The sequence below is a fragment of the Sorangium sp. So ce302 genome, from assembly GCF_051530145.1.
Taxonomy (GTDB): Bacteria; Myxococcota_A; Polyangia; order Polyangiales; family Polyangiaceae; genus Sorangium; species Sorangium cellulosum_B.
Genome location: NZ_CP150326.1, coordinates 1,849,529 through 1,862,041, shown reverse-complemented (window position 1 = coordinate 1,862,041; position 12,513 = coordinate 1,849,529). Strand labels below are relative to the sequence as shown.

At 71.9% G+C, this 12,513-nt stretch carries 6 protein-coding genes; 2 read left to right on the top strand and 4 right to left on the bottom strand.

The genetic code is table 11. From position 1 onward, the window contains the following. Positions 1-636 precede the first annotated feature (636 nt). The 3 genes from WME73_RS07145 to WME73_RS07135 all read right to left on the bottom strand — a co-directional run bounded on the left by WME73_RS07145 (position 637) and on the right by WME73_RS07135 (position 5,685). Positions 637-975, bottom strand: coding sequence for a hypothetical protein (locus WME73_RS07145; RefSeq protein WP_437744733.1), 339 nt, complete (start codon positions 973-975; stop codon positions 637-639). Between the two features lie 735 nt (positions 976-1,710). Further along, positions 1,711-3,852 carry a response regulator gene (locus WME73_RS07140; RefSeq protein WP_437915192.1) on the bottom strand — a complete coding sequence of 714 codons (2,142 nt, stop codon included), beginning with the start codon at positions 3,850-3,852 and terminating at the stop codon, positions 1,711-1,713. 717 nt (positions 3,853-4,569) lie between these two features. Continuing rightward, positions 4,570-5,685, bottom strand: a complete 1,116-nt coding sequence (locus WME73_RS07135) for a prephenate dehydrogenase/arogenate dehydrogenase family protein (RefSeq protein ID WP_437744731.1) — start codon at positions 5,683-5,685, stop codon at positions 4,570-4,572. On the opposite strand from WME73_RS07135, the gene WME73_RS07130 reads away from it, so the two are divergent. Continuing rightward, the gene (locus WME73_RS07130) at positions 5,684-5,890 is read left to right on the top strand and encodes a hypothetical protein (protein WP_437915191.1); all 207 of its coding nucleotides are present in this window, start codon (positions 5,684-5,686) and stop codon (positions 5,888-5,890) included. The genes WME73_RS07135 and WME73_RS07130 overlap by 2 nt on opposite strands. Here the strand turns inward: WME73_RS07130 and WME73_RS07125 are convergent. After that, positions 5,883-7,013 (bottom strand): serine/threonine-protein kinase, encoded by a 1,131-nt coding sequence (locus WME73_RS07125; RefSeq protein WP_437744730.1) that lies wholly within the window; start codon positions 7,011-7,013, stop codon positions 5,883-5,885. The genes WME73_RS07130 and WME73_RS07125 overlap by 8 nt on opposite strands. Positions 7,014-7,417: 404 nt before the next feature. Between WME73_RS07125 and WME73_RS07120 the strand changes: the two genes are divergently transcribed. Next, positions 7,418-12,502, top strand: a complete 5,085-nt coding sequence (locus WME73_RS07120) for a sensor histidine kinase (protein ID WP_437915190.1) — start codon at positions 7,418-7,420, stop codon at positions 12,500-12,502. Positions 12,503-12,513: the final 11 nt, after the last annotated feature.

Here is a 12,513-nt window from a genome sequence, read left to right as displayed (position 1 = left end):
GCGGGGCGCCGTGGGCAAAGCTCACATCGCGGAGGGGACATCCCCTCTGGAAAATCCATGACGCCGGCACCAGAGGGGCCGCAAAACATGCATAGCGTGGGCGCGTCCGCGCGCCATGGCTCCGTCCGAGATGCGTGCAAGCGCGAAGGGGAACGCAGTCGTGCGAACAAGATACGCCACAGCGCGAAAGACACGTGGCAGCGCGGTAGAGCGCACGGCAGCAGCGCAGACGCTGTCCTGCACACAGCCCTCGAGGCCGGCGCTGACAGGCACATGTTCTGAAATCAAAATGCTCGGGACACCACGGGACGGAAGGGAAGACACAAAGCACCTGCCGTCTCCCAGCCTGCCCGTGATTCCCGAGCCTACAGCGCGGCGCAACTTCGTGCGCTACGGGCTCATCCGCGTCGTTCGGCTCGCTTCAGCGCACGTTCGCACGCCTAACGCGCTGTCCTGACGGTCGAGCTAGCATCCCACGAACCTGCACATCGCGATAGAGCGCCGAACAAAGCCAACCGAGCCATGCAGCCGCGAAGGCGCATGGGGACGGGAGGTGATGAGTGGCGCTCCACAGCCTATCCCCCGCCCGCCGTACCGCGGGCTCGGCGGGGGATGGCCGCTATCGACGCGCTCGTCTCAGGCGCCGCCCGCGCCGCCCGCGCCACCGGCGCCGCCCGCGCCGCCCGCGCCACCGGTGCCGCCGCCCTCGCCCGCGCCACCCTCGCCACCCGCGCCGCCGGTGCCGCCGCCCTCGCCCGCGCCACCCTCGCCGCCGGTGCCGCCGCCCTCGCCCGCGCCACCCTCGCCGCCGGCGCCGCCTTCGCCGCCTTCGCCGCCCGTGCCCGACGCCGAGCTCGTCGTCGTCGAGGAGGAGGTGGTGTTGGTCTCCCCGTCATCGCCGCATCCGGCGCCGATCATCATCATGGTCGCGCCTAGCAGCAGCGCGCTTGCAAAGATGCTCTTCGAAGCGTTCATGGTTCGTTCTCTCCGTTGGGTTGTCCCCCCCAAAGAATGACTCGGCAGAACCCCGCGCCGATCACCGCTCCACACCGCCAAGCGACTCAATCCACGCAAATTCGCGCAAAATGTGCGCCGTAAAAAGCGCTATGAGCACGCTGCGTTCGATGGGCCGGTGTCAACTCCGTGGTGATTCCGTTATGGTGGACGATAGGCCACCATACTGGATTACGCAAGCTTTTTGTCTCACTGCATCATCGTTGCATGTGGGTGCCCCCCCGTGAGCGCCCACCGGTCAAGCACATTCGCCTACATCGGCGCGGGCGAACATGACGCGTGAAGAGCGACTGTGCCTGACAGCTCATCCGCCATAACGGATTGACCTCCAGAGGTGAGGGCCCCATGAGCCAAAGCCTCCTCGCGTGAGCGACCTGGAGGAGCGGCGCCGGCGCCGCGCAACACGCGAACAGAGCCCGACTGCAGCGCGGACGCGCCTCGTCTGGCCCCCGATGGGTCGGCTCCCGGTCTGGTCATGAGGACACGTTCGCGTCATGAACTGCAAGTCTCAGGCCCAATGCTCATCGGCCATGGTCCTCGTCCCTGCTCATGAGCGCAGGCACGCTGGGGAGAGACCCGATATCGCCGGCGGGTCGGGCAAGGTAGCGGGCGAGCTCAGGTTGGATGTGCGAGCGGCAGAGAACGCGGAGGCGCGCCGCTATGGAGCGCCCGCGGCCCGTCGTCTCCGCACGATCTTCACGGGTTGATCTCCTCGCTCGACCCTCGCTCCCGGGCGCAGGGGAGGTCGCCTGCGCGGGCCCGGGCCGCGAGGCTGGCCACGGCGGCAACGAGGGCGGCGGGCTCGATCGGCTTCGTGGCGTGCATGTGGAAGCCGGCTTCGAGCGCGCGCTTCTGGTCTTCCTTGCGAGCATAGGCCGTCAGGGCCAGCGCGGGCAGATCACCGCCGGCCTGCGGCGGGCGCTGGCGGATGGCGCGGATGAGCTCGTAGCCGTCCTCGCCCGGCATGGCAATATCGCTCACGAGCACGTGCGGGAGATCCGCGCAGAACGCCGCGAGCGCCTCGTGGGCCGAGGCCACGGCCGTCACCTCGGCGTGGTGCTGCGACAGCACCTCCTGAAGGAGCTCCCTGGCGTCCGCGTCGTCCTCGACGAGCAGGACGCGGACCCCGCCGAGGTTGGACGCGGACTCCGAGCAAGCGAGCGAGCGCGACCTCCCCTCCCTCATGAGCGCCGGGAGCGAGCTGCGCTCGACCCCGAGGAGCGGGAGCCGGACCACGAACGTGGACCCCTTGTGCAACCCAGGGCTGTCGGCAACGACCGAGCCGCCGTGGATCTCGACGAGTTGGCGCACAAGGGACAGCCCGATGCCGAGGCCCGCGTGCGTCCTGCGGCTCGTGCTGTCGGCCTGGCGAAAGCGCTCGAAGACGAGCGGGAGGAAATCCGGCGCGATCCCCTCCCCCGTGTCGCGCACCGTGAGCTCCGCCGTCGCGCCGGCCCGCCGGAGGGAGACGAGGATATGGTCCCCGGGACGCGTGAACTTGAGCGCGTTGGACGTGAGGTTCGAGACGACCTGCTGCAGCCGATCCGCGTCGCCGTTCACCTCGATGTCGGGGTCGAGCGAGACGTCGATCGTGAGGCCCTTTGCCTCGGCGGCGGGGCGGATCGCGTCGATGGCGGTCTCCACGACGGGCGCGAGCGCCATCGGCGCGGCGCTGATGCTCAGCTTGCCCGTCGTGACCCGCGAGACGTCGAGGAGATCCTCGATGAGCTTCGTCTGCGCGGCCACGTTGCGCTCGATCACCTCGAGCCCGTGGGACACCCGCTGCTCATCGAACGGCTCGGACCGCAGGAGGTGCGTCCAGCCGAGGATCGCGTTCAGCGGGCTGCGCAGCTCGTGGGAGAGCGTGGCGAGGAACTCGTCCTTCATGCGGTTCGCCTCGCGCGCCTCGGCGTGCACGCAGTTCTGGATGGCGATGGAAGCGAGCTGCGCGAGCTGCACGAGGACGGTCTCGTCGTCGTCGGAGAACTCGCCGTCGTTCCGATCCGAGAGCTGGATGGTCCCGATGTTCTGGCCGTCGGCGGCGGTGAGGGGCGCCGCGAGGTACCCCCGCGGCGGCGGCCTCTGCCCGCCGTTGTCCAGCCACTCCGGGTGCAGCGAGAGCTCTCGCTGGGTCAGCCGGAGAGGCCTGTTCCTGGCGCAGACGAGCGCGCACAGCTTGCCGGCGATGGGGGGAGGCGCCTCCTTCTGGAACGTCGTGTACCGCTCCGAGAGCGACACCGCGGTCCGCGCCCGCTCACCGGGCCGCTCCAGCTTCACGAGGGTCATCGCCTGATGGGCTCCGCCGACGTCGCGGGCCGCCTCCGTGATCGCCGCGACCATGGCGTCGAGCGACAGGGCCGAGTTGATCGTGAGCGCGGCGCGGTTGAGCCGCTGGAGCTGCTCCGCGTGCGCGCGCAGCGACTCCGCCTGGAGCTTGATCTTCTGTGTCTTCTTGAAGAGATCGACGAAGACTGACACCTTGGTGCGGAGGACCTCGGGGGCGAACGGGGTCATGATGTAATCGACCGCCCCGAGCGAATAGCTGCGCTCGACATAGACGCGCTCGGTGTGCGCCGTCAGGAAGATGATCGGCGTGTGCAGCGTGCTCCGCCGCTTGCGGATGAGCGTCGCCGTCTCGAACCCATCTATCTCAGGCATCTTGATGTCGAGGAGGATGACCGCGAACTCCTCCTGAAGGAGATGGCGAAGCGCTTCCCTCCCTGACGCCGCCTTGACGATGTTCTCGCCGAGCGGCGCGAGGACTGCCTCCAGGGAGAGGAGCTGCTCAGGCCTGTCGTCAACGATCAGGATGTTGACTCTGCCTACTTCTGCCCTCATCCCGCGTCTCCTTGCCCCCTTGCTCCGTTGTCAGCGCCGCGGCCAGCCTCGCAGCATCCTCAGGAATGGGGCGGTGTCCACCGCTTTCGGGCGGCGTCTGCCGCGTCCGCTCCAGCCCGCTCCAGCGCTCCGTGCGAGGAGGCTCGGGGAAACCACGTCGCCGCAGGGACGCAGCGCGCGCCCGCGGCGGAGGGTGAGCGCGCCCGCCCGCCTGCCGGAGCGCCCCCCGGGCGCCGGAGGGCCTTCCCGGAGGCGGCCCTGCGCGGGTGCGCCGGCGCGCGGAGCGCACGCCGGCCACGCTCAGCCCCGGAACGCTCGACCCGCCCGGCATGGCCGCTCCGCAGATCCATCCAGCCCCTCCCGTGCGCTGCGCTGCGCCGACGAGCTCGTATCGTAATCGAGGCGCTGTCTTACCTGCGACCCAGGTCTCGCCTGCAGTATCCACAAGGGGGCGCCTGACGCCGGTGCATGATCCCCGCACGCAGACCCTACACCGGAGCACGCCAGGGTGGAAAGAGGAATTCGTGCGCCACCGAGGCTCCCCCTCGAAGAGGCCATGAGAGCAGCGCGAGAATCGGTGAGAACACGAAGAAAACCGACGCAAGTGGCGTGGACAGCGATGCATCGACGCTCTCCTGACCCTCTGTCGATACCCGCTCGACGCGCTCGGTGTGCCTCGTGTTTCGGTGGTGAGGAGCCCGTCGCCTGCGCCGCGCGCTAGACGGCGGAGCGCCGCTCCTGGAGCGAGCGCGAGTGCCGGAGGATCACCTCGAAGACCTCGGCGACGCCGTCGGGGTCGAGGCCGAGCTCGACGGCGCAGCGGCGGCGCGACTCCATCAGCCGCGCCTCGCGCACCGGATCCCGGACCGCCGCCCCGATCGTGGCCTTGGCGCGCCCGGCGCGCTGGACGAGCTCGGCCCTTCGCGCGAGCAGGCCGACGAGCTCCAGATCCAGGTCGTCGATGAGCTCCCGCGTCTCGCGGAGCTCGGGAGAGAGCGCGCCGAGATCGGGGATCGCGAGCGCGGCGAGGACCTCGGGCGCGGCGTCCTTGGTCGGGACGTCGAGGCTCCGATCGACGGCGACGAGCGCGTCGATGAGGCGGCGGCGCGCCTCGCCCGCGAAGGGGTTCTCGCGGTGCAGCGCGGCGAACAGGTGCCCCGCGTCCACGCGCACCGTCTCGATCGTGTGCGCGATGCCCTGAAACGAGGGCGGCGCGTAGGGCGCGCCGGCGGGCACGCCCGCGTCCATCATGCCCTTCGCGATGAAGAACGCGAGCGCGTGCGTGAAGGCCATGACGCGGTCGTGCTCCTCCGGCGCCTGCTCCAGCACCTGACAGCCGATCCGCTCGAACAGCGCGATGACGCGGCGCACCGCGTCCGGGTGCGCAGGGTTCGGGCAGACGACGACGCGCAGCGGGCGCTCTCCGCGAGCGAGGCTCGCCGGGCCGAACAGCGGGTGCGTCGCCACCCAGGGCCGGCCTTCGCCGAGCACCTCGGCCATGGCGCTCGCCGGCACGCTCTTCACGCTGCCCACGTCGGCCACCAGCTGCCCCGGCGCAAGGTGCGGCCGCAGCGACAGGAGGGCCTCGCGCACCGCCGGCACCGGGACGGCGACGATGACGAGATCCGCGCCGTCCACGAGCTCCGGGAGCGAGGCGGCCCGCGCGGCGCCGCGGATCTCCGCGGAAGGGTCGAACGCGCGCACCGAGATCCCCGCATCGTGGAGCAACGACCCGAGCGCCGCACCGAAGCGGCCATACCCGAGGAATGCGACCTTGCCGATGCGCACGGGCGGAGCGAGACCGCCCCCGGAATGCGGGAGAGAATGCGGCATGCGGCGGATACTACGACAGCCGGTCTACGCGGATGTCACGTTTTCTCGGCATAGCCGCGAGGATCTGCGCCCGCGTCCGTGGGAGACAGGACGGCTCTCCGGCTTCTCCACGCCTGCCGCGCTCGCGGCGACGATGCCCCTCCGGCGAGGGCCGGAGGCGGCGCTCCTGCGCCCGCGGCGGCTCGGCCGGCGCCGGCTCACCTGAGCTGCGTCGCGGCCACGCCGAGGATCGCGAGCAGCGACGCGACGGCGGCGATCAGCGCGATGCGCGCCCTGTTGCGCCCCGTGTCCTGCGCGCCGTGCGCGCCGTGCCGCTGGGTCACCGGGCCCGCCTCCGAGCTCGGTCCGGCGCTCTCGGGCGGACGGGGCCTCGCGCTGAGCCCGAGCCCGATCGTCGGGAGCGAGGCGCGGGGGCGCGGCGGGAGCGTCGCGCCGAGGAGCCGCGCGGCCCGCTCCACGTGATCCTGGCCCTCCGCCGACGCGTGAGGGGCGAGCGCGATCGCCAGCTCGGCCACGCTCGTGGGCCGCCGCGCGGGGTCCTTCTCGAGGCAGCAGAGGAGCACGCGGTCGATGGCAGGGGGGATGTCGGACCGCAGCGCGCTCGGGAGCGCCGGCGCCGCGCTCGCGATGCGCGGCGCGAGATCGGCGAGCGAGCTCGCCTCGAACGGCGGCCGCCCGGTCAGGAGCCGGTACAGGATCGCGCCGAGCGACCAGACATCGGCGCGGGCATCGACCGCGACCGAGGATCGCATCCGCTCCGGCGACATGTAGAGCGGCGCGCCGAGCTCCTCCCGCGTCCGCGCCGGCGCGCCGCCGTCGCTCGCGCCGGGCAGCTCCCTGGACGCGCCGAAGCCGAGCACCTTGAGGAGCGTCGCGCCGCCGGGGGTCGTCGCGAGGAACAGGCGCGCCGGCTCGAGGTCGCGGTGCACGATCCCCGCGGCGTGCGCCTCGGCCACAGCCACGCAGGCCTGCAGCACCCAATCGATGGCCTCCGAGAGCTCGATCCGGCCGCGGCCGCGCAGCAGCTCGGAGAGGTCCTGCCCGTCGAGGTGCTCCGTGACGATGTACGCGACCCCCGAGGCGAGCTGGCCGACGTCGAGCACCCGCGCGACGTGCTCCCCCTTGAGCGCCACCGCCGCGCGCGCCTCCCGGAGCGAGCGCTCCACGCGCTCCGGGCTGCCGTCGGCGAGCAGGAGCTCGATCGCGACCCGCTGCGGAAGCACGAGGTGGCTCGCGAAGGCCACCGTCCCCAGCTCGCCGCTGCCCGAGATCCTGTCGACCCGGTACTTCTCGGCGATCACGTCCCCTGCGACGACAGGTGCGTTCATCAAAGCTCCCCGCAGCGCGCACCGGCGCGGGAGCAGCCGCCCGCCCCCCGTACATGCGCTGATTCATCCTAGCACCTTCGCTCGCCGGATTGGCGGTCGCCGGTCGTCGCCGGAGCTCGAGGCCAGCGCCGCGCTGCCCCTTTCACGCCTGCCCGTTTCACCCCTGTCCGCGCGGCCCGACGGCCTGGCAAAAGACCGCTGGAGGGGAATCCTCGCGACGAGGGTGAGGCCGCGCAGCGCGCGCGTCGTCGTGCCGAGAGGGAGGAAGCGGTGGCGTTGCCGCGCGATGGCGCGAAGCGCACAACCCGACGTCTCTCCCAAATCACGAGACCCGGGACTTCCCGGCTCGCACCAGCACACATCCTGCTTTATATTCTCGCGGCAACGCGCGAGGGGGAACGCGTATGACTCGGGCGGAAGCGACTGAGGTCCACCGCTGCAGCCGATTTCTGCTCCGCAGACAGAGGCTTGCCGGGAGGAAGGTCGTGCAGAAAACCGTTCGGGGGCGTCATCCAGCCCCGGGCGCGGCGGCCCTCCTGCTGCGCGAGCACGCCTTCCTGCGCCGGCTCGATGTGCCGGGGGTCGTGCGGCCGCTCGCGCTGGAGGGCCCGGAGAGCATGCCGGCGCTGCTCCTCGAGGACGCAGGCCCCGAGGACCTCGAGCGGCGGCTCGCGCGAGGGCCGCTCGCGCTGGACGCGTTCTTCGACGTCGCCATCGCGCTCGCGGAGACGTGCGCGCGCATCCATGGGAGCGGCGTCGTCCACCGCGCGCTCGCCCCAGGCCGCGTGGTCCTCGGCGAGGACGGGCAGGTCACCCTGGTCCATTTCTCGGACGCGGCCGAGCTGACGAGCATGCCCCGCGCCGTGGAGCTCGAGAAGCTCGACGCGCTCCCCTTCCTGTCCCCCGAGCAGCTCGGGCGCACGTGCTGGTTCATCGACGCGCGATCGGACCTGTACGCGCTGGGAGCGACCTTCTACGCCATGCTCACCGGCGCGCCGCCCTTCAAGGACCTCGATCCGCTCGCGCTGGTGCACGCCCACATGGCGAGGAGCCCCGTGCCCGCGCACGTCGTGATCCCCAATGTCCCGGCGGCCCTCTCGGAGCTCGTGCAGCGGCTGCTCGCGAAGATGCCGGACCTGCGATACCAGAGCGCCGAGTGCCTCGCCCAGGACCTCCACGAGGCGCAGAGGCGATGGCGCGCCGCGGGCACCATCGCGCCATTCGAGCTCGGCCGCATGGACCTCGCGCGGCGCCTCCCGCTGCCCGAGCGCCTGATCGACCGCGAGCGCGAGCTCGCCGCGCTGCGCGGCGCGCTCGCCCGCGTGTCGAACGGCGGGACGGAGCTCGTGCTGGTGACCGGGGAGGCAGGCGTCGGGAAGACCGCCCTCGTCGAGGCGCTGCAGGCCGCCGTCGCCGAGCGGGACGGGCGGTTCATCGAGGGCAAGTTCGACCTGCGCGCGGCGAACGTGCCCTATGCGTCCCTGGCAGAGGCGCTCCGCGCCCTCGCGGCCGCGCTCCGCGCCGAGCCGGAGGAGAGCCGCGCGCAGCTCAGGGAGGCGGTCAGCGAGCGGAGCCGCGCCCTCGGCGAGCTCTGCCCGGAGCTCGTCGAGCTCCTCGGGGACGCGCCCGCGCTGCCGGCTGCGGATCCGATGCGCGCGGAGAACTGCTTCCTGCTCGCGATCCAGGACTTCGTGCGCGCGGTGGCCAGCCAGCGGCCGCCGCTCGCGATCTTCCTCGACGACCTCCAGTGGACGGACGCCGCGTCGCTCCGCGTCCTCCGCGCCCTCGCCGCGGATCCAGGCAGCAAGCACGTGCTCCTGCTCGGCGCGTACCGGTCGAGGGAAGTCGGCGCCGCGCACCCGCTCCACCAGACCATCGAGGAGATCCGGGGCGCGCAGGTCCCCCCGATGACGCACCTCTCGCTCGGCCCGCTCGGCGTCGAGGCGGTCGTCGCGTTTCTCGCCGAGGCGCTCCGCTGCGAGCCGGAGCGGGCGCGCCCTCTCGCAGAGCTCTTCCTCGCCAAGACGGCGGGCAACCCCTTCTTCATCCGCCAGCTCCTCCGATCGCTCCAGGAGAAAGGGCTGCTCCTCTTCGACGCGATCCGCTCGACATGGACGTGGGATCTCGCCCGGATCGAGCGGGTCGGGGTCACCGACAACGTGGTCCAGCTGATGTCGGAGTCCGTCCGCAGGCTGCCCGAGGCGGCGCAGGAGCTCCTGCAGGTCGCCGCGTGCATCGGCAGGCGCGCGGAGCTCAGGCTCATCGCGGCGGTGCTCGGCCGATCCGTCGACGACACGACCGCATCGCTCGTCCAGCCGCTCCGCGAGGGGCTCGTCGTGCCCGATGGCACGTGTGGGCGCGAAGCGGGGCTCGCGATCCGGTTCGTCCACGATCGGGTCCAGCAGACGGCCTACGAGCTCGGGCCGGAGCAGCTGCGGATGCAGCTGCACCTGGAGATCGGCCGCTTCCTCGAGGCCACCTGCACCAACGGGACGGACGCCGCGCTGTTCGACGCCGCGGACCAGCTGAACCTCGGCGCCGCGCTGCTCGACGCAGAGCAGCGGGACCACCTCGCCGAGCTCAACCACCGCGCGGGCGTGAAGGCGCGCCGCGCCGCGGCTTTCGGCCCGGCGCTCGCGTACTTCCGCAGCAGCCTTCGCCTGCTGCCGGAAGGCGCGTTCCGAGCGCGTTACGAGCTCTGGTTCTCCCTCCACCGCGACGCGGCAGAGTGCGCCGCGCTGACCGATCAGCACGCGACGGCCCGCGCGCTCGTGGAGGAGGGGCTCCGCCACGCGGCGTCGATCCCGGAGAAGGTCGACCTGGAGGCGCTCCGGATCATGAGCGCGACGATCACCGGCGATCACGATCTGGCGCTCGGCTGGGGGCGCGACGCGCTGCGCGCGCACTTCGGGGTCGAGCTGTCCTTGGCGGACCTCGACAGCGAGATCGCGGCGCGGCGGGGGGTCATCGCCAGGGACCTCGCGGAGCGCTCGCCCGAGTCGCTCGTCGATCTCCCCCGCGTGACCAGCCCGGAAGAGCGGGCCCGCATGAGGCTCCTCGCCGAGATGGTGGCCCCCGCCTGGTTCGCGGACCGGAAGCAGCTGGTGCTCCTCACCTCCCTCGGCGTCCGCTTCGCGCTGGAGCACGGCAACGCGAGCGAGTCGATCCTCTCCTACGCAGGGCACGCGATGCTCCTCGCGGCCGAGGGCGACCTATCGGGCGCCCAGGGCTTCGGCCAGCTCGCCGTGGAGCTCGCGCGGCGGTTCGAGGATCGCGCCCAGGAGACGATCGCCCGGTACATGTACAACGAGTTCGTCCACCCGTGGGTCGCGCCGCTCGCCTCGGGCGGGGAGCCGTTCCGAGAGATCATCGAGCTGGGCGTGTCGTCCGGCGAGCTCCGCTTCTCCTCGTACGCGCGCACGGGGCTCATGGCGCACTCGTTCGCCGCAGGAGTGGAGCTCGATCGCGTGCTGGTCGATCTGAACGACGGGTTCGCGTTCAGCCAGCAGACCGGCAACAAGTCGACGCTCTTCTACCAGCTCGCCTTCCGGCAGATGATCCGGTGCCTCAAGGGGCTGACGAGGGGCCGGAACGTGGCCGATGACGCCGAGTTCGACGAGCGGGCCTTCCTCGAGGCGGCGCAGCGGGAGCTTCCGGCGAGGTGCGTGTATCACATCGGGCGCCTTCAGGTCTCGTACCTGCTCCGGGATCTGGCCGAGGCCATCGCTCACGCCGACGCGGCGGCCCCGTTCATTCACTTTCTCGGCGGCTACATCCCCGAGTGCCAGTACGCGCTGTTCACCGCGCTCACGCTGCTGTGGCGATGCGATGAGGCCGACGAGCAGGAGAGGGCCGCGCTGCTCGCGCGCGTGGCCGACCTGCAGCGCGCCCTGCGAAGGTGGGAGGCGGGCTGCGCGGAGAACTTCCGCCCGCGGCGCCTCCTCGTCGACGCGGAGTTCGCCCGCGTCGAGCGCAGGTTCGAGCTCGCCGGCGCGCTGTACGACGAGGCGGTCGAGGCGGCGACGCGCGGGGGGTTCGTCCACATCGCGGCGCTCGGCAACGAGCTGGCTGGGCGCTTCTACCACGGGCTCGGACGGGCGCGGATCGCGGCCATGTACCTGCGCGCCGCGCGCCAGGGGTTCGCCCGCTGGGGGGCCTCGGAGAAGGCCCGCGCGCTCGCGGCGGAGTTCAGGCTCGGCGGGTCCGGCGACGAGCCCGAGCTCGCCGAGGAGCGGCTTCCGGCGGTCGCCCTCGACGCCCTCAGCCTGCTCAAGGCCGCCGAGACCCTCTCGGGCGAGATCGTGCTCGATCGGCTGCTCGAGAAGCTCTTGGGCGTCTGCCTGGAGGCAGCCGGCGCGCAGTGCGGCGCGCTCGTGCTCGAGGAAGAGGGGGAGCTCTTCGTGCGGGCCCAGGGGTCCGTCGCCACCCCGGTCTCCATCGAGCGCACGCCGCTCTCCCGGTCGCGCGAGGTCCCCCGGCGGGTCGTCGAGCACGCGCACGGCGCGGGCGAGATCGTCGTGCTCGACGACGCGGATAACGCGCCGGCGCGCGACCGCGATCCTCACTTCGCCGGGGGCGGCGCGCGGTCGGTCCTGGTCCTGCCCATCCAGCGGAACGAGGCGCGGCTCGGGGTGGTTTACCTCGAGAACAACCTCACCACGTACGCCTTCACGCGCGCTCGCGTCCACGTGCTGGAGCTCCTCTCCGACCAGATCGCGATCGCCCTCGAGAACGCCCGCCTCTACCGCGAGGCGCAGCACGCGGTGCGCGTCCGCGACGAGTTCCTCAGCGTCGCGTCGCACGAGCTCAGGACGCCCGTCACCTCCCTGCGCCTCGGCCTCCAGGCGTTGCTCCGCCGGGGAGACCACGCGTCCGACGAGCGCCTCGCGCGCTCCCTGCAAAGGATGGATCGGCAGGTGCACCGGCTCGTCCGGTTGATCGACGACGTGCTGGACGTGTCGCAGCTCCACACCGGCCGGCTGGAGCTGCACGTCGAGCCGGTCGATCTCGCGGAGGTCGTGGACGACGTCCTGGAGCGGCTCACCGAGCGCATCGCGCACTCCGGCTCGTCCGTGAGCGTGCGCGCCGAGCCGTCCGTCGTGGGATCGTGGGACAGGAGCAGGCTGGAGCAGGTGGTCTCGAACCTGCTCGACAACGCCCTCAAGTTCGGCGCGGGCAAGCCGATCGAGGTCTCGGTCGCGCGGAAGGACGGCACGGCAGAGCTCGTGGTGCAGGATCAGGGCATCGGGATCCCGGCGGGGAGGCTCCCGCACGTGTTCGACCGGTTCGAGCGCGCGGTGTCGAGCCGCCATTTCGGCGGGCTCGGGCTCGGGCTCCACGTCGTGAAGAGCATCGTCGAGGCGCTCGGCGGCGCGGTGCGTGTCGTCAGCCGGCCGGACGACGGGGCGCGGTTCACGGTGGAGCTGCCCTGCGAGCGGCCGGCGGCGAGCCACGCGGCGTCGGCGACGCTCGGCGGCCTGCACGCCTGACGCGAGCCGAC